The 22,592-nt window shown below is 63.6% G+C and carries 23 protein-coding genes; 16 read left to right on the top strand and 7 right to left on the bottom strand.

Translation table 11 applies throughout. The features are described 5' to 3' along the window. Window positions 1–2: 2 nt before the first annotated feature. From BB28_RS06250 to BB28_RS06235, 4 genes are all read left to right on the top strand, one after another. On the top strand, window positions 3–1,628 hold the full coding sequence (locus BB28_RS06250; protein ID WP_046255584.1) for a solute symporter family protein: 1,626 nt from the start codon (window positions 3–5) through the stop codon (window positions 1,626–1,628). Window positions 1,629–1,671: 43 nt separating this feature from the next. Continuing rightward, entirely contained in the window at window positions 1,672–2,880 is a 1,209-nt protein-coding gene (locus BB28_RS06245; RefSeq protein WP_046252874.1) for an MFS transporter, read from the top strand. Between the two features lie 281 nt (window positions 2,881–3,161). Next, window positions 3,162–3,551, top strand: coding sequence for a hypothetical protein (locus BB28_RS06240; RefSeq protein WP_030094748.1), 390 nt, complete (start codon window positions 3,162–3,164; stop codon window positions 3,549–3,551). Between the two features lie 89 nt (window positions 3,552–3,640). Then, window positions 3,641–4,942 carry an acyltransferase family protein gene (locus BB28_RS06235; protein ID WP_046252873.1) on the top strand — a complete coding sequence of 434 codons (1,302 nt, stop codon included), beginning with the start codon at window positions 3,641–3,643 and terminating at the stop codon, window positions 4,940–4,942. Here the strand turns inward: BB28_RS06235 and BB28_RS06230 are convergent. Then, window positions 4,939–5,124 carry a DUF5302 domain-containing protein gene (locus tag BB28_RS06230; RefSeq protein ID WP_046252872.1) on the bottom strand — a complete coding sequence of 62 codons (186 nt, stop codon included), beginning with the start codon at window positions 5,122–5,124 and terminating at the stop codon, window positions 4,939–4,941. The two genes, BB28_RS06235 and BB28_RS06230, sit on opposite strands and share 4 nt — an antisense overlap. Window positions 5,125–5,184: 60 nt before the next feature. Here BB28_RS06230 and BB28_RS06225 point away from each other — a divergent pair, with 60 nt between their 5' ends. From BB28_RS06225 to BB28_RS06210, 4 genes are read left to right on the top strand one after another with little or no spacing between them, the layout of a single operon-like run. Further along, on the top strand, window positions 5,185–6,033 hold the full coding sequence (locus tag BB28_RS06225; RefSeq protein ID WP_046252871.1) for a class I SAM-dependent methyltransferase: 849 nt from the start codon (window positions 5,185–5,187) through the stop codon (window positions 6,031–6,033). 2 nt (window positions 6,034–6,035) lie between these two features. Continuing rightward, a complete protein-coding gene (locus tag BB28_RS06220) occupies window positions 6,036–6,629 on the top strand; it encodes a class I SAM-dependent methyltransferase (protein WP_046252870.1) in 594 nt (197 codons plus the stop codon). Next, window positions 6,626–7,147 carry a DUF1697 domain-containing protein gene (locus BB28_RS06215; RefSeq protein ID WP_046252869.1) on the top strand — a complete coding sequence of 174 codons (522 nt, stop codon included), beginning with the start codon at window positions 6,626–6,628 and terminating at the stop codon, window positions 7,145–7,147. The genes BB28_RS06220 and BB28_RS06215 overlap by 4 nt, the downstream gene beginning before the upstream one ends. 13 nt (window positions 7,148–7,160) lie before the next feature. Continuing rightward, entirely contained in the window at window positions 7,161–7,970 is an 810-nt protein-coding gene (locus tag BB28_RS06210; protein WP_046252868.1) for a class I SAM-dependent methyltransferase, read from the top strand. Between the two features lie 27 nt (window positions 7,971–7,997). Here the strand turns inward: BB28_RS06210 and BB28_RS06205 are convergent, their stop codons facing one another. Then, window positions 7,998–8,642: a class I SAM-dependent methyltransferase gene (locus BB28_RS06205; protein ID WP_046252867.1), complete on the bottom strand. Its 645-nt coding sequence runs from the start codon at window positions 8,640–8,642 to the stop codon at window positions 7,998–8,000. Between the two features lie 57 nt (window positions 8,643–8,699). Between BB28_RS06205 and tpx the strand changes: the two genes are divergently transcribed. After that, a complete protein-coding gene (gene tpx, locus BB28_RS06200) occupies window positions 8,700–9,194 on the top strand; it encodes a thiol peroxidase (protein ID WP_030094739.1) in 495 nt (164 codons plus the stop codon). 4 nt (window positions 9,195–9,198) lie between these two features. Continuing rightward, window positions 9,199–10,011, top strand: a complete 813-nt coding sequence (locus tag BB28_RS06195; protein WP_046252865.1) for a nuclear transport factor 2 family protein — start codon at window positions 9,199–9,201, stop codon at window positions 10,009–10,011. Here the strand turns inward: BB28_RS06195 and BB28_RS06190 are convergent. Both BB28_RS06190 and BB28_RS06185 read right to left on the bottom strand, forming a co-directional pair. Continuing rightward, window positions 10,002–10,643: a TetR/AcrR family transcriptional regulator gene (locus tag BB28_RS06190; RefSeq protein WP_046252864.1), complete on the bottom strand. Its 642-nt coding sequence runs from the start codon at window positions 10,641–10,643 to the stop codon at window positions 10,002–10,004. The two genes, BB28_RS06195 and BB28_RS06190, sit on opposite strands and share 10 nt — an antisense overlap. Further along, entirely contained in the window at window positions 10,636–12,846 is a 2,211-nt protein-coding gene (locus tag BB28_RS06185) for an MMPL family transporter (protein ID WP_046252863.1), read from the bottom strand. The genes BB28_RS06190 and BB28_RS06185 overlap by 8 nt, the downstream gene beginning before the upstream one ends. A 264-nt stretch (window positions 12,847–13,110) precedes the next feature. Here BB28_RS06185 and BB28_RS06180 point away from each other — a divergent pair, with 264 nt between their 5' ends. The 6 genes from BB28_RS06180 (at window position 13,111) to BB28_RS06155 (ending at window position 19,189) form a co-directional block, all read left to right on the top strand. After that, window positions 13,111–13,449, top strand: coding sequence for a WXG100 family type VII secretion target (locus BB28_RS06180; protein WP_046252862.1), 339 nt, complete (start codon window positions 13,111–13,113; stop codon window positions 13,447–13,449). Between the two features lie 13 nt (window positions 13,450–13,462). Beyond that, window positions 13,463–15,862: a TPR repeat domain-containing protein gene (locus tag BB28_RS06175; RefSeq protein WP_046252861.1), complete on the top strand. Its 2,400-nt coding sequence runs from the start codon at window positions 13,463–13,465 to the stop codon at window positions 15,860–15,862. Window positions 15,863–15,892: 30 nt separating this feature from the next. Beyond that, the gene (locus BB28_RS06170) at window positions 15,893–16,768 is read left to right on the top strand and encodes a hypothetical protein (RefSeq protein ID WP_052740123.1); all 876 of its coding nucleotides are present in this window, start codon (window positions 15,893–15,895) and stop codon (window positions 16,766–16,768) included. A gap of 110 nt (window positions 16,769–16,878) precedes the next feature. After that, window positions 16,879–17,274, top strand: coding sequence for a hypothetical protein (locus tag BB28_RS06165; RefSeq protein WP_046252860.1), 396 nt, complete (start codon window positions 16,879–16,881; stop codon window positions 17,272–17,274). A gap of 22 nt (window positions 17,275–17,296) precedes the next feature. After that, the gene (locus BB28_RS06160; protein ID WP_075874224.1) at window positions 17,297–17,872 is read left to right on the top strand and encodes a DUF3558 family protein; all 576 of its coding nucleotides are present in this window, start codon (window positions 17,297–17,299) and stop codon (window positions 17,870–17,872) included. Between the two features lie 27 nt (window positions 17,873–17,899). Then, window positions 17,900–19,189, top strand: coding sequence for a hypothetical protein (locus tag BB28_RS06155; RefSeq protein WP_046252858.1), 1,290 nt, complete (start codon window positions 17,900–17,902; stop codon window positions 19,187–19,189). On the opposite strand, the gene BB28_RS06150 is transcribed toward BB28_RS06155, so the two are convergent. Genes BB28_RS06150 through BB28_RS06140 form a run of 3 tightly spaced genes read right to left on the bottom strand, consistent with a single transcriptional unit; the run spans window position 19,186 to window position 22,589 of the window. After that, a complete protein-coding gene (locus BB28_RS06150; protein WP_046252857.1) occupies window positions 19,186–19,674 on the bottom strand; it encodes a VOC family protein in 489 nt (162 codons plus the stop codon). The genes BB28_RS06155 and BB28_RS06150 overlap by 4 nt on opposite strands. Window positions 19,675–19,704: 30 nt before the next feature. Further along, window positions 19,705–21,072 (bottom strand): WS/DGAT domain-containing protein, encoded by a 1,368-nt coding sequence (locus BB28_RS06145; RefSeq protein WP_052740121.1) that lies wholly within the window; start codon window positions 21,070–21,072, stop codon window positions 19,705–19,707. Next, window positions 21,045–22,589 (bottom strand): ArnT family glycosyltransferase, encoded by a 1,545-nt coding sequence (locus tag BB28_RS06140; RefSeq protein ID WP_046252855.1) that lies wholly within the window; start codon window positions 22,587–22,589, stop codon window positions 21,045–21,047. The genes BB28_RS06145 and BB28_RS06140 overlap by 28 nt, the downstream gene beginning before the upstream one ends. Between the last annotated feature and the right edge of the window lie 3 nt (window positions 22,590–22,592).

Here is a 22,592-nt window from a genome sequence, read left to right as displayed (position 1 = left end):
CCATGTCGACGCTGGCGGCCGAAACCGTCGGCAATCCGGCCACCAACATCGCGATCTTCACCGTCTTCGTCGCCGTCACCCTCTACCTCGTCATCCGGGCCAGCGGTAGCAACAAGACCGCAGAGGGCTTCTTCACCGGCGGCCGCGCCTTCTCCGGCCCACAGAACGGCATCGCCATCGCCGGCGACTACCTTTCCGCCGCAAGCTTTCTCGGAATCGCCGGGGCCATCGCGGTGTACGGCTATGACGGCTTCCTGTATTCCATCGGGTTCCTGGTGGCGTGGCTGGTGGCCCTGCTTCTCGTGGCCGAATTACTGCGCAACACAGGCAAATTCACCATGGCCGATGTGCTGAGCTTCCGGCTTAGGCAGCGCCCGGTGCGCCTGGCGGCGGCCACGTCCACCCTGACGGTGTCACTGTTCTACCTACTCGCGCAGATGGCGGGCGCCGGAGGCCTGGTGGCACTTCTGCTCAACATTCACAGTCGATGGGGCCAATCGATTGTGATCGGCGTGGTTGGCGTGCTCATGATCGTCTACGTCCTGGTGGGCGGAATGAAGGGCACCACCTGGGTGCAGATCATCAAGGCGGTCTTGCTGATCAGCGGCGCCGCACTCATGACGGCCGCGGTATTCGCCAAGTTCGGTTTCAACTTCTCCGACATCCTCGGCGCGGCGCAGCACGCCGTCTCCGACAGCCACACCAAAGGTGTTGCGTCCCGCGATGTTCTGGCGCCGGGCGCCCAGTACGGCGGCTCGTTGACATCGAAGATCAACTTCCTGTCGCTCGGACTCGCGCTGGTCCTGGGCACCGCCGGTCTCCCCCACGTCTTGATGCGCTTCTACACCGTCCCCACCGCCAAGGAGGCACGGCGTTCGGTGGTGTGGGCGATCGGACTGATTGGCGCCTTCTACCTGTTCACCCTGGCTCTGGGATACGGCGCCGCGGCACTCGTCGGACCCGATCGCATCCTGGCGGCAGCGGGCGGGCAGAACTCGGCCGCACCGCTGTTGGCCTTCGAACTCGGCGGCGTAATCCTGTTGGCGGTTATCTCGGCGGTGGCCTTCGCCACGATTCTCGCGGTGGTCGCCGGGCTGACCATCACCGCATCGGCCTCCTTCGCACATGACATCTACGCCTCGGTCATCAAGGGCCACAACGTCTCTGAAACAGAGCAGGTCCGGGTGTCGCGGATCACCGCAGTGGTGCTGGGTGTCATCGCGATCGGGCTCGGCATCCTGGCCAACGGGCAGAACGTCGCGTTCCTGGTGGCGCTGGCCTTCGCGGTCGCGGCGGCTGCCAATCTGCCGACCATCGTGTACTCGCTGTACTGGGCGCGGTTCAATACCCGCGGCGCGCTGTGGAGCATGTACGGCGGCCTGATCTGCACCATCGTGCTCATTGTCTTCTCCCCTGCCGTCTCTGGAGCCAAGACCGCGATGATCCCCGGGGCCGACTTCGCCTGGTTCCCGCTCGCCAACCCGGGCATCGTGTCGATTCCGCTGGCCTTCCTGCTGGGCATCATCGGGACGCTCACCTCCAACGACAAGGGCGATCCCGGGTTGAACGCCGAGATGGAGGTGCGCTCCCTGACAGGCATCGGCGCGGAAAAGGCGATTGCCCATTAATCGCGGCGGAATGAGACGACCCCCTCCCGACTTACAGTGAGTTGTGATTGCTCGCTTGCCTCGCTCAGCCGCGTTCATCCTGCTGGCGTTCAGCTTCTCGGCAGTCATGATCGGCACCACAATGCCCACTCCCATGTACGCGTTGTACTCACAGCAGATGCATTTCTCCGTGCTCACCACCACGGTCGTCTACGCCACCTATGCCGCAGGCGTGCTGTTCGCACTGCTGATGTTCGGCGGCTGGTCTGATGTTCTCGGCCGTCGTCCGCTGTTGCTGACCGGTGCAGGATTCGCCATCCTCAGCTCGGTCATCTTCCTGTTCGTCGACTCGGTTCCGCTGCTGCTGATCGCACGCATCGTCTCGGGACTGTCCGCAGGATTTTTCACCGGTGCCGCTACCGTCGCCGTCATCGAGGCGGCACCCGAGCAATGGCGAGGACGGGCCGCCGCCGTGGCCACCGTCGCCAATACCGGCGGCCTTGGACTGGGCCCCTTGGTGGCCGGTGTTCTCGTTCAATACGCGCCCTGGCCCACACATCTGGCCTTCATCGTTCATATCGGACTTGTGTCGATCGCCGTGGTCGCCCTGCTGCTGGCACCCGAGACCGCACCGAGGCACGGAAAACTTGGTGTGCAACGCCTTTCGCTGCCTCCCGAGGTCCGGGTGACATTCGCGGCAGCGGCGACGGCCGGATTCGCGGGATTCGCGGCGCTCGGATCCTTCACGGCAGTGGCACCCGGGTTCCTGTCCGGGGTACTCGATATCGACAACCACGCGGTGGCCGGGGCAAGTGTCTTCCTGACCTTCGGATCTTCTTGTGTGGCACAGATTCTCGTCCGGCAGGTACCGGCCGCCAAGGCGCTTATCCTTGGCTGCGCAATCCTGCTGACCGGGATGCTGCTCGTCGTGGTGGCCCTGCATACCTCCTCACTGCCCTGGTACCTGGCCAGCGCTGTCGTGGTGGGCATCGGACAGGGCATCAGCTTCAGCCGCGGACTCGCCTCCATCGCCGACCGGACCCCCGAGGACAACCGCGCCGAGGTGACTTCCAGCTACTTCGTGGTGGCCTATGTGGGAATCGCCCTACCGGTCATCGGCGAGGGCCTGGCCGCTCAAGCGTGGGGACTGCGCACCGCGGGCGTCACGTTCGCACTCGCCGTGGCCGCCCTGGCCGCGTTGTGTCTGATCGCCGTCATCTGGCAAGAACGCCCGCGCCGAGTGAAACCAGTCGCACCGGTGAGCACCGGCTAATCAAGATCTGTTGCCGCCATACCCCATGACCACAGCTGTACTGCCGAAAAGGTTGGTAGCACAGCACAGTTCGCACACCCTCGGCTAGACACTCGGATCAGAAACCGTTCATCCGATAGGGGTTGTCCGGGCTGTGGATCGGCGCTAAGTTGTCGGCGACCCCCGCCTACTTCGGGGTCGTTACCGGTCTTTTCAGAAGGAGTCGATGGGTCGTGCCTGAAGTCGTGCCGGATGACGGCGAAGCCCCAGTCATTGTCAGCCTCGTCGATGCGGCGGTGCACATGTACGCCTCCGCCATCGACACCCTGCCCGAACCCAGCGACGCCGAGTACGGCGAACGCGTCGCCGTCGTGCTGAGTGGACTGCGCAAGCTTGAGGGCGCGATCTCGAAGGCCGCCGGCCGCAGCCGCGTGACGCCCTCGGTGATCGTCGCGCTGAGCGGGGTGCGCCATCGCTACGACGATCTGATGAAGGATGCGGCCAACAGCCCCAGCGCGACGCTGGGCCAGCGTCTGTACACCGCACGTCGGCGCGCCCGGCTCACCGCACAGGAAACCGCGAATGGCGCAGGGCTCAAGGTCGGCTTCCTGACAGCGGTCGAATCCGAGGAGCAGGTCACCGAGGACGAGGCCGCCAAGATCAAGGACCTCATCGCCGCGCTCGGCGGCTAGTCCTACTCGGCGGGCCCAGGGGAAACTACCTAGCGAGATCGCGTAGCGACGCGCTGTGTCGGCGATCGGCGCTCGGCGACGCTAGGTGCATGACGATGACTCTGGGCCTGCCCACCGCCGATGAGGTGGGCGCCGCCACGGCGGCAACGCGCGACCGCGCACTTGACGTGATCCGGATCGTGTCGCTGGTCGGCGTGGTCCTGGGGCACACCGTCATGGCGGTGAGCGCCATCGACAACGGCGTGTTGCTGTGGGGCAACCTGCTCAACGGCCGCCCCGTTTTCCAGGCACTCACCTGGGTTTTTCAAATCATGCCGCTGTTCTTCTTCGCCGGGGTAGCCGCGAGCGTGGGCTCCTGGAAGCCCGGTACCAGCTGGGGATCCTGGCTCATGCATCGCTGCACCCGCCTGTACCGCCCGGTGTTCTACTACCTGGGCTTCTGGGCGGCGGCGCTGATCATTCTTCGGCAGATCCTGCCGCTGCACGTGTACGAGCCGGTGGCTGGGGTGAGCACCCAGCTCCTGTGGTTCCTGGGCGCCTACGTGCTGGTACTGGCGGCGGTTCCGTTGCTTGCCCGCATCACGACCACGCGGAGCATGCTCGGCGCACTGGCGGGGATCTACCTGGGTATCGCGGCAGTTGACGTGCTGCGGCTGGGGCTGGGGGCTCCCGCCGGCATCGGATACGTGAACTTCGTGGTGTGGCTGCTGCCGGCGGTTTTAGGCGTGGGGTACCGCCGGCAGCTGATCACCCAGAAGGCGGCGTTGATGCTCGCCGCAACTGTCTTCGCGATCAACATCGCGCTGGTGACGTTCGGCCCGTACACCATCAGCCTGGTCGGGGTGGCCGGCCAGAAGGTGCCGAACATGATCCCGCCGTCGCTGGTGTTGGCCGGGCACGCGATCGTCCTGTCGGCGTTGGCCATCGCGGCGATGCCTGCCATCAATCGATGGGCTCAGCGCCCACGGGTCTGGTGGGCGGTGGCCATCGGCAACTCGGGCGCGATGACGCTGTACCTCTGGCACATGCCCGCACTGCTGGGCATGCACCTGGTGTTCGATTTCCTGGGATTCCCCCGATACGACACCACGGCAACGAATTTCGTCTTCTTGTCAGTGCTTCAGGTGGTGACGATGAGCATCCTGGTGACGGGCCTCTTCCTGGCCCTGCGACCGCTGGAGAACAACCCCTTGCCCGGCTGGGACGGCGGCTACGTCGCGCATCCCGGTGTGCGAAGCGCGGCCGTCGGGATAGCGCTGATGGCTGCCGGCGGGTTCACCTTGGCTTCAGTGGTGTGGGGGCTCAAGGGCTTTGGCCTCGTGTGCTGGGTGGTGGTACTGGCCGGGCTGATCATCGCCCGGTCGCTGGCCAGCCAGAGACGAGAGGCTTAACCGCTCTTACGGCGGAATTCGCGATGCGAGCCGGCCCGGCCATGTGCGTGGGTCGGCTTGCTTGCGGTGTCCTTGTGGTCGGCGGCGGCGTTGGCCTTGTTGTTCTTGCGGTCAATGGCCTCGCGAAACTTGCGCTTGGCATCATCCGCGGCCGAGTCTCCGCTCGCCTTCGATTCGGTCATACCGGTCAGCCTAACCAAGGGGCAGTCCTATCGTCGCCCCATTTCATTAGCATCAACTTCATGACCGAGTCTGATGCTCTTCGCCCACGTGGCTCATCGAGGATCAGCGGAGACAGCCTGGAGGGCGTCTCGGCTACCACCCTGTGGACTCTGCACAATCGCGGAACCGAAGCCAAGCGGCCGGACGGTGTGATCAAGGATCCGCTGGCCGCTGAACTCTTCGATGCCATCGAGTACGACTACCGCAAGTTCGGACGCCCGTCACAGTCGCACGGGCTGCGGGCACTGGCGTTCGACACGCAGGCACGTGTGTATCTCGCGACGCATCCCCGGGCAGCGATCGTCGCACTCGCCGAGGGCCTGCAGACCAGCTTCTGGCGCCTCGGCGGTGCGGAATCCACAGCCCAATTCACTTGGTATTCAGTCGATCTGCCACCAGTGATGGAACTGCGCAAGGAACTACTGCCCGAGAACCAGCGGATCGTCGGGCTGGCGCAGTCGGCCCTGGACTTGAGTTGGATGGATCGGGTCGACGCCTCAGAGGGCGCGTTCATCACGGCCGAGGGCCTACTCATGTACCTGCAGCCGGAGGAGTCCCTCGGGCTGATCGAGGCCTGCGCCAAGCGTTTTCCCGGTGGCCAGATGATGTTCGACAGCATCCCGCACTGGTTCAGCAGGCGCACCCTGCAGGGACTCAAGTTGTCGGATCGCTACGTGGCCCCGCCCATGCCGTTCGCACTGACACCCGACGAAGGCGAGGCACTCACCTCAGTTCCGGGAGTGGTGGCCGCCGTCGACATACCGCTGCAGCCCGGCCGCGGCCTCTGGAAATTCGTCAACTCCAAGCGCCTTGATCGCGGATTTCTGCGTCGGACACGCCCCTCCATGACGCTGCTGCAGTTCGGATAAGTGTGCCCACCCGGTGGAACCACAACATCCATTACCAGCGCGAGGTACTGCGCAGGGTTCCCGCCGGCGCCACTGATGTGCTCGACGTCGGATGCGGCACCGGGATGCTGACACGTGAACTGGCTCCGCTAGCGCAGCGGGCGGTAGGGATTGATTCCGACGATCTGAGCCTGCGGATCGCCCGCACGGAAACATCGGCGCCCAACGTCGAATACATCCACGCCGATTTCGTCCAGCATCCTTTTCCTGCTGGATCTTTCGATCTCATCGCCGCCATCGCCTCACTGCATCACATGGACGTCGAGCGTGGCTTACGGCGGATGTCGGACCTGTTGAAGCCTGGCGGCAGGATCGTCGTCGTCGGCTTCGCCGCCAGTCACTCGTTGACCGACCTTTGGTACAACAGCCTCGGCTTCTGGACGCACCGCTACTACCGCTTCCGGCACGGCTGGTGGGAGCATCCCTCGCCGATTATCTGTGAGGGCCTGGACAGCCACGACGAGGTGCGACGCATCGCCCAGCGCGTTCTTCCCGGCGCCCGGCTACAGCGCCTCGTGCTGTGGCGTCACCTGCTTACCTGGGAGAAGCCATCATGACCAGATACGCCGCCCTGCTGCGCGGAGTGAACGTTGGTGGCATCACGATGAAGATGGCCGATGTCCGGGATGCCCTTACCGCTGACGGATTTACTGGTGTGACAACGATTCTCGCGAGCGGCAATGTGTTGTTGGATGCCACCGAGCCTGCGGCCGCGGTGAAGGAAAGACTGCAGCAGGTACTCGGTGATCGCTTCGGCTACGAAGCCTGGGTGCTGGTATATGACCTGGATACCGTCGGCCGCATCATCGACGCGTTCCCCTGGGAGCCTGATATCGACGACGTGCACTCCTACGTGATGTTCTGCAGCGACCCCGCCGTGCTCACCGAACTGGCGGCCCTCGGCGGCGAGCTCGATGACAGCGAACGCATCGCCGCCGGTGACGGCGTGCTGTATTGGCAGGTGCCCAAGTCACAGACCCTGGCCAGCCCCGTCGGTAAGACGATGGGCAAGAAGCGGTACAAGTCGACGACGACCACCCGCAACCTGCGGACGTTGCACAAACTCGTTCGCTAGTACTGTGGCTGGCATGGCTGCCATTGATGCCCGCCACCTCGACGGGGTGTCGGAGACCGCGCTTATCACGCTGAATCAGCGGGCCACCGAAGCGAACCGGCCCGACGGCGTTCTTGAGGACCCGATGGCTATCGTGCTGCGCGACAGCCTCGACTACGACTACCACCACTTTGGCCGCACCCACCAGGGAATCGCGCTGCGGGCGTTGACCTTTGACAACGTCTCCAACGACTATCTCGCGGCTCACCCGCGTGCCACGGTGGTGGCGCTGGCCGAGGGTCTGCAGACCAGTTTCTGGCGCATCGACAACGGCGAGTTGAACTGGTTGTCGGTCGACCTGGAACCCATCGTGCGGTTGCGCCAGCAGTTGCTTCCGCCCTCTGATCGGCTCCGCTACATCGCGCAGTCCGCACTCGAGCACTCCTGGATGGACCAGGTCGACGACTCCAACGGCGTCCTGATCACCGCCGAGGGACTGTTTATGTACCTGGAGCGCGATGTGGTGTTCGACCTCATCGCCGCCTGCGCTAAGCGCTTTCCCGGCGGGTGGATGGTCTTCGACACCATCCCCTGGTTGATGAGCGTCTACTCGCAGCGGCGCGGTTGGAAGCTCAGCGAGCACTACACGGTGCCGCCCATGCCGTTCTCCTTCACCGCCCACCAGTACGGGCAGCTGCGGGCCCTTGACGGTGTGCGCACGGTGCGTGAGGTGCGGATGCCTCCCGGACGCGGAAACTTCCTACGACTGGCCACGCCTCTGTTTTACGACCTGCCGTTCTCTGACCGGATCAGGCCGGCGATGACGGTCGTCGAATTCGGTTGATCCGCAGGCGCTACCGGAACCTCGCCGCTACGCGGGTTTGACCGCGCGGCCGATCACGATCGACGAGGACGGCATCGGGATCCCGAATATCTTGAGCCAATCGTCGCGCCGGCCCTCGATCTGAAATCCGGCCCGCTCGATCGCGGCCAGTGTGTCGCGGTGGGTGTGGCAGTTACCGAACAAGCGGGGCCAGAATGTCGCGTCGACCGCGCGCTGGGCCACTCCGAGCGCACCCCCGTGCGCGACGTGCTCGAAGAAACGCACTTCGCCGCCGGGCTTGAGTACTTCGAATGCCTGCGCGGCGGCACGATCGGGGTCGCTGACCGAACACAACACCAGCGAGCACACCACCGCATCGAATCGGTCCTCACCGGTGACGGTGAGATCCTCGAACACTCCGGCGGTCACCGTCACCGGGATCGCCGCGGCTGCGGCCGCGTCCTCGGCCTGCGGACGCAGCCTGGATTCGGGCTCCAGGGCCGTTACCGAAGTCACCGTGTTCGGGTAGAGCGAGAAGTTCGAGCCAGTGCCCGCACCCACCTCCAGGACACGTCCGGTCAGGCCCCGCAAATTCTCGGCGCGCAGCTCTTTGATCTCTGGAGGTTCACGCCGTGCGATGGCGGACCACGTTGCCGAGAAGAACCGGTTATCGAAGCTGACGGGCGTCGTCATGCCTCCAACCTAACCCCGCTGATGCAAACAGCACACGAACTCTGGAACACTGGACCCATGGCACAGATCACGTTGCGCGGAAACCCCATCAACACGGTCGGCGAGCTTCCCGCTGTCGGCTCTCCTGCCCCGGCATTTGAGCTGGTAGGCGCCGATCTCGGCCCTGTGACCAGCGATCAGTACCGGGATAAGCCGGTGATCCTCAACATCTTTCCTTCGATCGACACCCCCGTCTGCCAGACCAGCGTGCGGACCTTCAATCAGCGTGCCGCCGAAGCAGGCGCGCCGGTGCTGTGCGTGTCCAAGGACCTGCCGTTTGCCCAGAAGCGTTTCTGCGGCGCAGAGGGCATCGAGAACGTGGGCACCGCCTCGGCGTTCCGCAGCGCGTTCGGTGAGGACTTCGGCATCACCATCGCCGACGGTCCGATGACGGGGCTGCTGGGCCGCGCGATCGTCGTGATCGGCGCCGACGGCAATGTCGCCTACACCGAGCTGGTGCCCGAGATCGCTCAGGAGCCCGACTACGACGCGGTGCTCGGGGCACTGTCCTAAACCGGTGTCCAGCGCACCATTCGCCGACGAGCTGCTGGCGACCGTTCAGGCGTCGCCCGCAGCTGTCGGTGCACACGACAAGGACACCTGGGTCGGCCTCTTCGCCACCTACGGCCAGGTCAATGACCCAGTGGGTTCGCGGCCCCATATCGGTGAGGCCGCGATCAGCAAGTTCTACGACACCTTCATCGCGCCCAACACCATCGTGTTCGAGGTCGAAAACGATGTGGTTGCCGGGATGTCGGTACTGCGCGATCTGACCATTCACACCACGATGTCGACCGGCGTCACCATGCACATCCCGATGCACCTGCGTTATGACGTGGTGGAGGACGGGCCGGCCGCATCGCTCAAGATCGATCGGTTGTTCGCGTTCTGGGAATTGCGCGCCATGATCGGCCAACTGTTGGGCGCCGGTAGCGACGGTCTACTGGCGAGCGCAAAGCTGGGACCGCAGCTGCTGAAGAACCAGGGACTCAACGGGGTGCTGGGGTTCATGCGCGGCCTCAAGGGCGTTCGTGAGACAGGCAAGCAGCGCGTGCAGGAACTGGCGGGCGCCTTGGCTGCCCGGGACGTCCCGACGGTCACCCGGCTGCTCTCCCCCGACGCCTCCCTCTCCCTGGACGGGGTTGCCGAGGCATCGCTGGCCGAGTTCGTCTCGGCAACAAGCTCATTGACCGTTAACAAGCTATTGGCCGCAGGCTCCTCGGTGTCGGCCACCGTGCATCTGGGTGATCGGCGCGGAGTCGGGCTCTTCGAGTTCTCCAACAACTCGGCGGCACCGGGCACATTGGCGTCGGTGCGGCTCTACCTCTGACGCGGCAGCACTGCGGTCAGATCGACATCACTGACCGCCTGTCCCAGGCACGCTGCGCGTAAGGCGTTGTCGGCGAACAGTTCCGCATCACCCCACGGCAGATACGGTTTGGTGACCAGCATCGAGGCCACTCCATGCGCCGCGGACCACAGCTGCAGACCCATTGCGACAGTGTCGCCGTCAGGGTAGAAGCCTTCTGCCACGAGTTCTTGAACCCCCTTGTGCAAGTGCGCAAATGCCGCACTTACCAGCGTTTCGTCCAGTTCGCTGTCATCGCGGGGCGGCGCGGAGGTCGCCAGCCGGTACATCAGCGGGGTCGCGACGGCGAAGCGCACGTAGGCCATGCCTTGCGCGTGCAGGCGCTCCAGCGTGGTCTGCTGATCAACGGCCGCGGCCACCATCTCATCGTCCAGCCGCTGGTAGTACTGCCCGCACACCGCGTCCATCAGTTCGTCCTTGTCTGCGAAATGCAGATAGATCGACGGTGGGGTCACACCGATCTTGCGGGCCACCTCACGGATCGACGGCGCGCGCAGCTCCTTGGCCTCCAGGACAAGTTCTATTGCGGCGTCGATGATTTCGTCGCGCAGTTGGTCTCCTTCCCCGCGCGACGAACGCTGACGCTTAGTCACTGAATCCGATTCGGTCATGGAGTTTGACCAATGGTTTAGGTGCCCACCAGTTGTAGCGCCCAAGCATTCGCATGAACGAGGGCACCAGCAGCATCCGGATGATGGTGGCGTCGACCACGATTGCGATGGTCAATCCGGTGCCGAACATGCGCATGAAGGACACCTGCGCCGCTATCAGAGCGGCAAAGGCGATGGTCATGATCATCGCCGCGGCGGTGACGACCCGCCCGGTGCGGGCCACACCGAGCGCCACGGCTTCGTCGTTGTCGGCGCGGGTGCGTCCGGATGCCATCCAGTACTCACGGATCCGGGAGATGAGGAACACCTCGTAGTCCATCGACAGCCCAAACGCGATACAGAACAACAGCATCGGCATGGTGGCGACGATCGTTCCGGTGACCTCGGTCCCGAATCCGCCCAGGTGCCCCTCTTGGAAAATCCAGATCAGCGCGCCAAAGGTTGCCGTCAGGGACAACACGTTGAGCACGAGTGCCTTCAGGGGCAGTACCACCGAGCCGGTCAACAGGAACAGCAGCGCAAAGGTGACGATCGCGATGATGGCCAGCACCAAGGGCAGCTTGTCCACGATGCCGTCGACGGCGTCACGGTCCAGTTGCGCTCCCCCGCCGATCTTTACCGTGGTATCGCCCGGGCCGGGTAGGGCATGGATGGCGTCGAGCTGACGCTCGGCATCGGCCGTGTAGGGCTTGGCACCCGTCTGCACCGTGAAAAGTGCTGTCCCATCTTTGATCCCGGTTGCACCGGAGGGCGGGCCGACCTTCATGCCCCGGATGAAGGCGCCGGTGGGTGCGGCCACCTCCTTGACGTCCTCGATCTTCGACAGGTCCGTCGCGTACTGATCGATTACCGACGGCGGCACCGCCCCGATGCCCTCGGCGATGACGGACAGGTTGGTGGAGCTGTTGTTGTTGAAGTTCCGGCGCATCTCGTTGCCGACCTGGTGCACCGAGGCCGACGCGGGCAGCACCCGGTCGTCCGGGAACCCGAACTTGCCGTCAAGGAATGGCAGGCCGAGAACCACCAATGCCGTGACGATCACGACGGCGATCGGAACCGCACGGGCCATAACGTGTTTGGTGTTCCGGTACCAGAACGTCTCGGTGACGTCCTTGGCGACAGGTTCTGGCCTGCCCAGGATCTTGCGGATGAGACGGCGCACGTCGAGGGCATCGATCCGGTCGCCGAGCAGCGTGACCACTGCTGGCACGATGACCAGTGCCGCGATGGCTCCGACGAAGACCACGGCGACACCCGCGTAGCCGAATGACTTGAGGAAGTACATCGGGAACAAGATCAGCGCCACCAGCGCGAGAGCGACCGTCAGCGCCGAGAACAGCACGGTGCGCCCCGCCGTGGTCATGGTGAGCACCAGCGCCTCATCGCGCGGCTTACCGGCGTTCACCTCTTCGCGATAGCGGCTGATGATCAACAGCGAGTAGTCGATAGCAAGCGCCAATCCCATTGCGACGGCGAGGTTCAACGCGAACACCGATACATCGGTGACGTACGTCAGGCCCCGCAGGATCGACATCGCCCCCACGATCGAGAACACCCCGACCACCAGGGGCAGTAGCGCCGCGTAGAGGCCACCGAAGATCCAGACCAGCACCACGAAGCTGATCGGAATCGCGATCGATTCCATGACCAGCAGGTCCTTCTCGGACTGCGTGACGATCTGGTTGTAGAGGGTGGCGACTCCTCCGGCCTTGATCGAGACGCCATCGCGATCGACGGCGAGCGACTTGATGAGAGTCGCCGCGTGCTTTTGCGCGTCGTTCTCGCCACCGGTCAGTCCAGCGACGATCAACCCCGACTTGCCGTCCGTGCCGAAGAGATCCTCGGCGACGGGCGGCGGCGCCGTCCACGCCGAGGTCAGGTTGAGCACGTCGCCGGATTCCTTGAGCTGGCGCTCCAGATCGCTTGCGACGGAGCGCATCTGCGGGCTCTTCACACCCTGCGCGCTAGTGAGCATGAAGACCAAGGACTGGTCGCTGATGCCGAATTTATCCGTGAGAACCCGTGTCACATGGGCAGACTCGGAATTGGGGTCCTGCTGCCCGCCCGCGGCGAGATGCTTGGTGACCGGTACGCCGAAGATGGCGGCCGCTATGGCGATAAGTAGTGCCGCACCGAGTACGAGGCGAGGCGCCGCGATAACCGATCGAGCCAAACGTTCCAGCATCGCAACGCCTTCCTCCAGAGAATAACGGCGTTAAGTTATCAGCGATAAGTTAGGCGGTCAAGGTTCCGGGCGTCCCCGCCGACTGCATACCGCACGCAGGCCTTTCGGGCGTTTCACCTGCGTACGGTATGCGCTCGGCGAAGGATGGGTAGGGGCGCCTTCCGCTCACGCGCGGCTCCCCCGAAAAACATGGAACCAAATCGGGCCTTGCCCCGTCGGATCTCTATATAGGGGCATGTATGCCACAAACGAGGAGAGTCAGACATGTCGAGCGTTTCGGGTTCATCGGGTGACTACCTACATCTGGACCCGGACGAACTACAGATTCACGCAGACCAACTCCTTACGCACGCCTCCGATCTGAAGGACGCACACGATGCCGCCCATCGGGCATTGACCGATGCACAGGCAGGCTTCGGATCGGGGCGCGCATCCAAGGCGCTGAGTAGCAAGATTTCCGATTGGGAGAAGGAGACTGCTGACCACCACGCGGAGCTCAGCAGTCACGGCGAGAACCACAAGGCGTCCGCGGCTAAATTCGTGACCCGGGATGAGATCAATCGGGCGGGTATCGAGCAAGCGGGACCAAGCAGCACTGTCTGAGGGGGAGTAACTAATGGGGATGACGCTCGACGAATTGCAGCACTGGCCACCACAGATAAAGGCACTCGCGGATGCCGCATCTAAACGGGGTGATGCCAGTCAGCAGGCCGCGGACAAGGTACAGGCCATCATCGACATGTCGACCTGGAAGGGTGACGCCGGCGACGCCGCGAGGGACGCGATGAAGCGCTCGGCCGCCCGCTTCGAGAACTCCGGGTTTGAGGCGATGTATGTGGCGATGCATGCCAACAAGGCCTATGGAGAGTCGCAAGCGCTGGCCGACGACATCGGCTCCTTCTTGGCATACGCTGCCGCTCCTCCGAAGGTGGACATCGATCCCAAGACCAACGCGGTGACACCCCCGGACATCACTGGTTTGAACAAAGACCAATTACAGAAGGTCATCGACAAACTGAAGGAACTTCACCAGCGGGTGACGGGCCTCGTTGCGCGCGGCGAAATGTTGGACGACTCATTGGCTCGCGTACTCGACGAGGGCACCGGCGGTCACACCATGGCCGAGAAACAAATCGCCGAAGGGAGCCCCGAACAAGCCGAACGCGATGTCCACGACGTTCTCGCCGGTACCGCCACGGAAGAGCAGAAGGCACGCGTCCAGGCGGCATCGATCCTGAGCCCCGAGCAGATCGCGGATCGTGATGCGGGTAGGCCGGTGCAGTTGACGCGTTCGCAGCAGCAGGTATTGGGGCAGCTACAGGCGCAGATGAATGGGATGTCCGTAGAGGACATTCACCGGGCCGAGCGACGCTTGGGCAACAACAAGAGCATCGTCGGTAACGCGCTGCAGATGATGGGCTCGAATCAGTACGGCTACGCAAAGACCGAATTACGCCCCGGCGCACAGGGTTCCACCACCGAACTCACGACTGGAGGGTATGACAAGCTGCCCACCTCGGTACAGAACGCGTTGAATGACAAGTCACCTGGATACAACTACGTCCCGCTCGAACACGGCCAGGGGCGCGGGGTAGTCACCGAGGGGTCAGTGCTCGGCAATCTGGACAGGTTGTCGGACGTCATTAAGGACGGAGACAGCGGTTTCCAGCACGGCACCGAACTGGACCAGAAACTGATGCAACGCGGCGCCGACATCCTGCATTTCGAGAACGAAAACAAGAGCGCACACTTAGGTCCCGCAGACTCGACGATTCAGAACATCTTCTCGGCGGCTGGCCGCGATCACATTGTCGATCACAACATGATGGTCAGCCCTGACGGCAAACGTAACGATCAGTTCCTGGGTGATCTGACACACCATCAGTTCCCTGATGGTGGCACCGCCGCGGGCAGCCTGATGAGCTGGACCCACGACTCTGCTCATGTAGGACCAGGGGTTTCGCTGGAACAAGCACGCATGTCAGGCGAGACAGCCCGTGCATACTCGAGCTACGTAATGGACCACCCTGAGCTGAACTCGCTGCCCTCCTCAGACGACCAAGGATTCGGCAACAGAGGAGTCAAGACATTCGGAGAACTCAGCCCTGGTCTTGCGCGTGGCATGGCCGACGGCTTGGTGCCGTATGCGGGAATAATCGCCGGTGGCGACCACAAAATACTTGGTGACACACCAGGTTTCGACGATGTTCCGGGGGGCGACCAAAAGTTCGACTCCCAAACTGCCGTTGATGACGGCACGATGCCCAGGGCTAAAGCGCTATTCAGGGTGCTCGACACTGACACGGAAGCGGCCAAAACGCTGGGTAGTGCGCTGTACGGCGATTCAATTCTCGCAACCAACCACTACGCCGAGGAAGTCAAAAAACACGGAGTCGGACCGGCCGGCGACCTGGACCAAGCTGGCCGGTTCCGCGGCCTGGCGGATGCGGGATTGGCGGCGGCACAAGACGTGAAACATTACGACGCATCCGTCACTGCGGAGCAGAAAGCCAAAGATCTTCAGCAGATGAAAGAAGCGGCGTATGGCGCCATAACTAAGATCCTGCCGGTTCCCGCGGACCTGTCTCCAGGATTCGGAATCATGACCGACGCACTCAAATCGACCATAGTCGGACCTGCTCCCGATCCCAGTCAGCTCACGACCAGCATCGTCCCCGATCTAAGCGAAGCGAGAGCTCAACAACAACTCGTCAGCGCCTATGTCGCTACGGGGGTGCTCCGAACAGATCAGGTCCCTTCAGATCTACTTATACCCGCTGGTCCGGAAAACCCAGGTGCCATGAAAATTGGCACCTTGGAGGAAGTGAGGAGCATGAAACTTCCTGACGGCACATATCCACACGCTGGACTGCGCGCCGACGACTACCACACCATGGTGGACCGAGCAATCCAACAGGTACCACCAGACGCCCGCAGATGGACGACGATTCAAGACGCGTACAACAGCGCCGCTAAGGACATAAACGCCAAGCCCGCAGGGCCGAAGGGTAGCTAATTGAACCTCATCCAAGTTCCGCGAGGGCCAGTGTTGCGAACATGCACGTTGACCTTTGTCATAGCCTTGGTGTTAGCGGGATGCACGCCCCACCGCGATGACGCCAACACCACGCTTAACGGCCCGAGTCAGCCACCAATACCGTTCACCGGACTGACGCAGGACATGCGAATCCGGTGGAGCGCGGAACCAGGTATTGACCTGCTGACCGGCCCCGCCGTCATCATTCGCGCCTACCGCGAGTCGTACATACTTGGCGGACTGATGGCCAGCCCCAGCTATTACTACCCGGGCTTCGAACGTGCCGTCCCCCCAAACAATCCCGGTTCCAATATGGCGGTTCGCCCACTGATTGCTGGCGATGCAGAGCTAGCGAGCAGTGGGTTCCAGACCACGGCACCCGTCGTTGGCACCTGGAGACAACACCTACTGGCTCTGACTGGCGATCCTTCGTCCGGCTACACCGCAATCGTCTGCGATTGGAGCTACGCCACCGCAGTTCAACAATCCGACAACCAGTATCGCTATCCACACCGGCTGCCCCCCGAACCGTTCGATACTGCTACACCAGTAACAGGCACTCTGCCCGTACGAATCACCCTCACACCGCCTCCATCGGCGGAAGCAGGTCACACAGCTATACGCCAACGCGGCGACGCTCCTAGTCCTGCGGCGGACGTTTTCGGCGGGTGGAAGATTCGCAGCGCGATTCACCTACCAACGGAGTTCTACCCAGACGAGCCCAACGACTGGCCGAAAGCACAGTACGGCCGTGATCAGCTCGCCTGCCGTGACAAAGCCCCAGACTCCTACGAAAAGCGCAAGGTCTACCTCACCGGCGAACATCCCAGATCCGACTACCCGACTCTGCCTGCCGACCCCGGCTGGCCAACGGCAGGCACCTGACCACCCGAGTTCCTCGTCATCCGAAAAAACATGGAACCAAATCGGGCCAGCTGACGTCAGAGGTATATGTAGGACAAACATGTCTGCTTGACCAGCGAGGGGAGCCGTCCATGCCCGGAGAATCAGGGCTCGATATGAACGAACTGCACCTGGCTCCCGGCGCCGCGACGAAGGTGTCGCAGGAGTTCAGCGGCGCCGTGGACAAGCTGGAGAGTCTTCGACTGACTGCGGCAGCATTCAACGCGGACGTAGGTATGGGTAGTTGCGCAGAGGGCACGTCGTGGAACGATGCTCTAACTGAGTTGGTAACCGGCCCCTCCGAATCGGTCGTCTCGGTCATTGAAGCGCATATCAAAACAGTGAAGACCTGGGCAGAGTGGGCCAAGGTCGCTCAAAACGAGTACGACAACATGGAGCATCGAAACGCCGAATCATTCGAGCAGCTCAGGGGCGACACCATCGACAACAACGGCCTGGGCGTCTACCCGCCGCCCACCACGAGCTGACGAGTCAGGAAGACTCAAGCGCATGAGATGGATCGCCGTGGTTACCGCTTCGACTGCACTTATTGCGGGATGTACGCATGACAGCATCCAGGGGTCACCGACCTCCGGATCGACTTCGTCTCCGATGTCCTCCGCCAGCTCCTCCGCCGCTGCCACAACCACGCAGACAAGCGGTGATCCGGTCAAGGGGACCACTTTCGATGGCTGTGCCGCAGTGACAAGTGACGAGCTAAACAGCTGGGAAGTCGATCCTGCCAGCAAGCAGGATGCTCACACTATCGCTTTTGGTCAGAATGTTCGCGGTTGTATGTGGGTTGGCCCAAAGTGGGGCATCAAGATCTACGCGGTCGATGCCAACTTGGATCAGCTTGGGCAACCGCAAAAGCGATTCGATCGGCAAGAGCGAGTACAGGTTGGTTCGCGGTCGGGTTGGCTGGTTCACACTACGAGCGCCATAAGTTGTTCGATCGCCATCCCTTCTCAGCAAGGTGTCGCGTCCGTGCAAGTGGACTTGAAGACCGATCTCACCGAGCAACGCTACGACCAATGCCCCTTGGCCCTGCAGATCATGAAGCAGATCGAGCCGAAAATACCTTAGAGCCAATAGTTTTCAGGAGGAGAAGACATGGGGAAGAAGCAAATCCAGAAGGAGCACTGGGAAGGCCACGACCACCAGTCGATCTACAACGCTGCCCAGGCATTCCAGACCGGTAACCCCCAAGCTGCCAAGGAATCGATCAACAGCATCGCGGAGCAGCTGGGCGACATCATGCACACGCTCGGCGGCAAGGTGCAGGGCATGCTGGTCGAGGACTGGCGCGGCGCGGCCGCGAAATCCTTGCAAACCAACATGTCCGAGTATTTCCGGGCCTCAGAGCGAGGCATCATCAGTATCCGGCACGTCGCCGACAAGATGCCGCCACTAGGTGATGCGATGAGTGCCGCCAAGTCGAGTATCGAGCCGCCGATGTCCGATGCAGAGGTCGCGCAGAAGAAGAAGTCCGGATCGTCGGATGCCGCAATACAACAGCTGAAGAACCAGGAACAGTTCTTCGCGCGCCTTCAGATGGTTGGCTTGTTCAGCGAGCCCGTGGTTCGCGAGGGCGACAACGTCACCGACGTCCAGCCACCGAAGGGCAACAACCCCGGCAACATCACGCTTCAGCAGCCCACCAACGGAACCGAAACCGGTACCGGCGGTGGAGGTGGCGGTGGTCAGAACGGCGGCGGTGGCGGCCAAAACCCAAGCTCCTCAAACAATCTCGCCAACAGCCTCGCCGATAAGAACACCAAGCCTGCCTTCAGCGACGGCTCGGGTAACCAGAGCGGACAAGGCCAGGGCTCGGGTTCAGGCGGCGGCAGTGGCGCGGGCGGTGGCAGCCCCCAAAGCGGCTCCGGCGGTTCGGGCAGTGGCCTGGGCAATGCACTCAGTGGCCTCGCGGGCGGCCTAGGCAAGGACGGCTCCGGCCTGGCACCCGGCAACACGACCGCGGCAGGGTTCGGCTCTCCCTCGGGCTCCGGCTCAGGCTCGGGTACCGGAACCCTCGGCGGCCCAGGAGCATTGCGCGGTGGCGCAGGCGTTCCCGGCCCGGGCGGCGCCGGAACCAACGCCGCCGGCATCGGCGGTGCCGGAGTCCGTGGTGGCGCAATGGGTATGGGCGGCATGGGCATGGCCCCCATGGGCGGCGCCCACGGCCGCGGCGGCAAGGGCGAAGACGACGACGAACACCAGACCCCGGAGTTCCTCATCAACTGGGACAACGGCAACGAGCTGTTCGGCGATCTGCCCAAGGCATCCCCCGGCGTCATCGGCGACTGGAGCGAGCACGAACGTGCCGAGAAGCAACGCCGCGAGTCGGAGAAACGCCGCTACAAGTCCATGGGCTGGAACGTCGACTTCGGAGACGACGACTAAGACCCGGACTGCGCTGCGGCCACCGCCTCCTTGGCGACGGCAACATCGAGCTTGCGCATGGTCATCATGGCCTGCATCGCCGCGTTACCGGTCACCGGATCGGAGTGGAAAATCAGGTCGATCAGCTCGCGCGAGACCACCTGCCAGGAGACCCCGAATTTGTCCTTGAGCCAACCGCATTGGGACTCTTCTCCCCCGTCTGCCGTCAGCGCCTCCCAGTAGCGATCGACCTCGTCTTGAGACCCGCAGTCGATCTGAAACGAGATCGCCTCATCGAACGTGAACTGGGGTCCACCGTTGAGCGCGGTGTACCGCTGCCCGTCGAGCTCGAATTCGACGGTGAGCACCGTGCCCTCCGGCATGGGAGTGTTCGGCCCGTAGTGAGTGACCTCGAGAATCCGGGAGTTCGGAAACACGGACACATAGAAGGTGGCGGCCTCTTCGGCGCGGGTGTCGAACCAGAGGCATGGAGTAATCGTCGGCATATCTGTATCGACCCGCGCCGACGAGAAAACTCATCGCAACCAGGCAGATACCTGGGTGAGCGCGTCGGCCAGCAGGTCCTCATAGTGATCGGCATCGGGCATCACCGCCGCACTGGTGTGCACGCTCACCGTCACGGTGTCGCCGATGCCGTGCACCCCATGAGTCAATCCCATCACCGGCGACAACGCCGGGAATCCGGCGGTGAACACCACCCGCCCACCGCCCAACGTCAGATCGGCGGCACCGCGCACCACGCTCGACACCACGGTGTTACCCGCGACGGTGGGCGGCATCAGATCGGTGTTGAAGGCGTTGACACCCGCCCACATCATCGGCGCGGGCAGCGCCGCACCTCCGGCACGTTGCGCAACCAGCACCGGGTGCACGGCGCGACGGCGCCTGCTCTCGATACCGTCCGCGATCTTCCGGGCCCGGGCGCGTCGATCCGTTTCACCCCAGCACAGGTCGACGCCAATATTGCGGAAATTATTGCGCGCCAAAGATTCACCAGTCGCCGCGACGGTTACCTCCGCGCCAAGCCGCTCGGGAACCCACTGGCCGTGGTCACGCAGATACCGCGGCAACGCGATGCCGATCGCAGTGAGGACCGCGACGGTCACGCTGACGTCGTCGGCGCGAAGCTCATCGCGTGGCCGCACGATCATCCGGATCTCCCGACGCTCATCGGGCCGCGCATTCAGTGAAATCAGTGGGAATCCCTGCGGTTCCGGCTCCAACTCACCCGCAGCGACAAGCTCCTGCTGGCGACGGTAAGCCCGATAGCCATCGCGGCTCGCACTCAGTAGCCGACCCAGCTTCACCGGAAAGCCTGCCAGCCCGCGCAGTGCGGCATACCCGGGTACTTCCGGCAGCGGCCCGACCTCCGCCGCCTCATCGCCGAACAATGCCCGTGCGGCCGCGGTGGCCCGCTGACCATCAGCCAATGCGTGCGATACCTGCAGTACCGCGACGAGTGCCGGACTCGATGCCAGCGGAGCGCCGTGTACCTCAGGGAAAAGGTGAAGATGCCAAGGGCTTTCGCGGATGTCGACGGTGCTCGTGAGTAGCGCAGCGATCGCGGATCGGCACTGCGTCCAGCCGGAATCCGGCAGCGTGTGCACCGTCAGGGGCACCTCGGATTCGTCACGCGGGGCCCAGTACGGGTAGTCGAGGTGTCCGGCGACGTCGACCGCTCGCACCCGCAGATCCGCGATGCGCGACGCGCGCTCGGCGAACGTCTCCCGCAGGGCGGCGACATCCTGCGTCGGCGAATCGAAGCAGAACAGCAGGAACTGATCGTTCGGGATTCTGTTCGACATCCAGTACATCTGGGCATCGCGGGGTGCCATCTGTTCGACGGATGAGCCGCCTACTTGTAGGTGCGCCACTGGTCCCATAGCTGTTGCCACGGCGCAATTCTGCCGTAGTAGCGGTAGACCTGTGTCTCGTCCTCACCGGGGGCGTGCAGCAGCTCGACTCGCTGTACCCCGCGGAACCCTTGGGCAAGTGCGGGATCCGGGGCATCCACGCCGATGTACATCATGTCCGTCATGGATTCCGGCGGCGCCCCGAAGTAGTAGTACCCGCGGTGGAAGCTGTAGGCACGGGACACTCCCTCACGTCCGGCTTCGACGTCATAGGCGGCGGCCATGGGATAGATCTGCAGCACCAGAGCCGTACGGTCGCGTACCTCGGGCGGCATCGAATCGTAGGTGTCGCGCGCCACCTGGCGCAGGCCCTCCGTGGAGTGATCGCCGCTGGCAAGCATGGTGGGCCCCATCTCGCCCGCCCAGGAAAACCAGCGTGCGGCAGCGGTTTCGGACACGATGGGCAGCCTGACGATCGCCATGGTCACCGATGCGGCCGTCACCACACCGACAAGCCCGTAAACCACGCCCCGAACAGCGGCCCGGGAAGGGCGCCAGCGGGAAAGCCCCACCGCGCCCGCGGCGATCAGCAAGGCGTACAGCCCCATGGCGTAATAGGCACGTCCATGAGAGGCGAACATGAACGCTCCCACCAGCACGGCGGCCACGCCCAGGTATCGGTAGGCGCGAAGTGACGGCGCTGCCAACAGCGCCACAACCCCGGCCAGCAGCAACACCAGTCCGATGAACACCGAACCGACGAGCATGCCCGCCAACAACGCCGCCCCGCGTTCGGACTCCGCGGCCACGATCCCGGCCATCCGCAGGTATGGCCAGCCGTGGGCGGCCTGCCAGATGAGGGTCGGGATGGTGGCCACGACGGTGAAACCCGCCCCGATCCACAATTGCCGACGGCGCAGCAGCACCCGCGGGCCGAGGACCGCCGCGCTCGCCAGCACCGCAAGCCACAGTGCCGGGATCAGGAATTTGGTCTGCATGCTGATCGCGGTGACGATTCCCGCCCACAGCAGCAGTCGATCGTCGGGCAGTCGTTCCCGGAGACTGCGGGTCCAGCGCACCAGTAACCAGCACACCACCGACCACAGCGCCGGATCGATAGCCGGTGTCTGCAGCCAGTGGGCCAGGATCTGGAACATCGCGGTGGCGTATGCGATGGCCGAGAGGGACTGCGTGAGGCGGCCGCCGCCGAGTTCAGCGGCGATCAGCCCACACATCAATGTGCCGAGTGCCACCGCAGCCGTCGCCGCCAGGCGCAGCACCCAGAGGGACCCGGGCGCGATGTTGTCGGCGATGCCCGCGATGAAGGGCACCAACGGGGGCTGGTCAAAGTATCCCCACGACAAATGGTCGCGGCCCGCGACGACGAAGTAGGCCTCGTCGAAGAAGTACCCGTACCCCCTGCTGGCCCACCCGAATACGAGAGCGGTGATCGTGGTGATCGCGGTCAGCTCGGCGCGCGCCACCCGTACGGACGGTATGCCGGGGATGTCGTTGCCGTCGTCATACCGGGAATGGACCGCCGCCATAGC

Origin of the sequence: Mycobacteroides chelonae CCUG 47445, from assembly GCF_001632805.1 — a bacterium.
Lineage (GTDB): Bacteria > Actinomycetota > Actinomycetes > Mycobacteriales > Mycobacteriaceae > Mycobacterium > Mycobacterium chelonae.
This window is presented reverse-complemented; position numbering and strand designations above follow the sequence as displayed.

Excerpts from the sequence above, each read along its gene's own strand:
- BB28_RS06180 (WP_046252862.1), top strand. The coding sequence starts at position 13,111 with ATGTCGAGCGTTTCGGGTTCATCGGGTGACTACCTACATCTGGACCCG.
- tpx (WP_030094739.1), top strand. The coding sequence starts at position 8,700 with ATGGCACAGATCACGTTGCGCGGAAACCCCATCAACACGGTCGGCGAG.
- BB28_RS06205 (WP_046252867.1), bottom strand. The coding sequence starts at position 8,642 with ATGACGACGCCCGTCAGCTTCGATAACCGGTTCTTCTCGGCAACGTGG.
- BB28_RS06165 (WP_046252860.1), top strand. The coding sequence starts at position 16,879 with ATGCCCGGAGAATCAGGGCTCGATATGAACGAACTGCACCTGGCTCCC.
- BB28_RS06150 (WP_046252857.1), bottom strand. The coding sequence starts at position 19,674 with ATGCCGACGATTACTCCATGCCTCTGGTTCGACACCCGCGCCGAAGAG.
- BB28_RS06175 (WP_046252861.1), top strand. The coding sequence starts at position 13,463 with ATGGGGATGACGCTCGACGAATTGCAGCACTGGCCACCACAGATAAAG.
- BB28_RS06240 (WP_030094748.1), top strand. The coding sequence starts at position 3,162 with ATGTACGCCTCCGCCATCGACACCCTGCCCGAACCCAGCGACGCCGAG.
- BB28_RS06185 (WP_046252863.1), bottom strand. The coding sequence starts at position 12,846 with ATGCTGGAACGTTTGGCTCGATCGGTTATCGCGGCGCCTCGCCTCGTA.
- BB28_RS06140 (WP_046252855.1), bottom strand. The coding sequence starts at position 22,589 with ATGGCGGCGGTCCATTCCCGGTATGACGACGGCAACGACATCCCCGGC.
- BB28_RS06230 (WP_046252872.1), bottom strand. The coding sequence starts at position 5,124 with ATGACCGAATCGAAGGCGAGCGGAGACTCGGCCGCGGATGATGCCAAG.
- BB28_RS06160 (WP_075874224.1), top strand. The coding sequence starts at position 17,297 with ATGAGATGGATCGCCGTGGTTACCGCTTCGACTGCACTTATTGCGGGA.
- BB28_RS06235 (WP_046252873.1), top strand. The coding sequence starts at position 3,641 with ATGACGATGACTCTGGGCCTGCCCACCGCCGATGAGGTGGGCGCCGCC.
- BB28_RS06145 (WP_052740121.1), bottom strand. The coding sequence starts at position 21,072 with ATGGGACCAGTGGCGCACCTACAAGTAGGCGGCTCATCCGTCGAACAG.
- BB28_RS06215 (WP_046252869.1), top strand. The coding sequence starts at position 6,626 with ATGACCAGATACGCCGCCCTGCTGCGCGGAGTGAACGTTGGTGGCATC.
- BB28_RS06155 (WP_046252858.1), top strand. The coding sequence starts at position 17,900 with ATGGGGAAGAAGCAAATCCAGAAGGAGCACTGGGAAGGCCACGACCAC.
- BB28_RS06225 (WP_046252871.1), top strand. The coding sequence starts at position 5,185 with ATGACCGAGTCTGATGCTCTTCGCCCACGTGGCTCATCGAGGATCAGC.
- BB28_RS06250 (WP_046255584.1), top strand. The coding sequence starts at position 3 with ATGTCGACGCTGGCGGCCGAAACCGTCGGCAATCCGGCCACCAACATC.
- BB28_RS06210 (WP_046252868.1), top strand. The coding sequence starts at position 7,161 with ATGGCTGCCATTGATGCCCGCCACCTCGACGGGGTGTCGGAGACCGCG.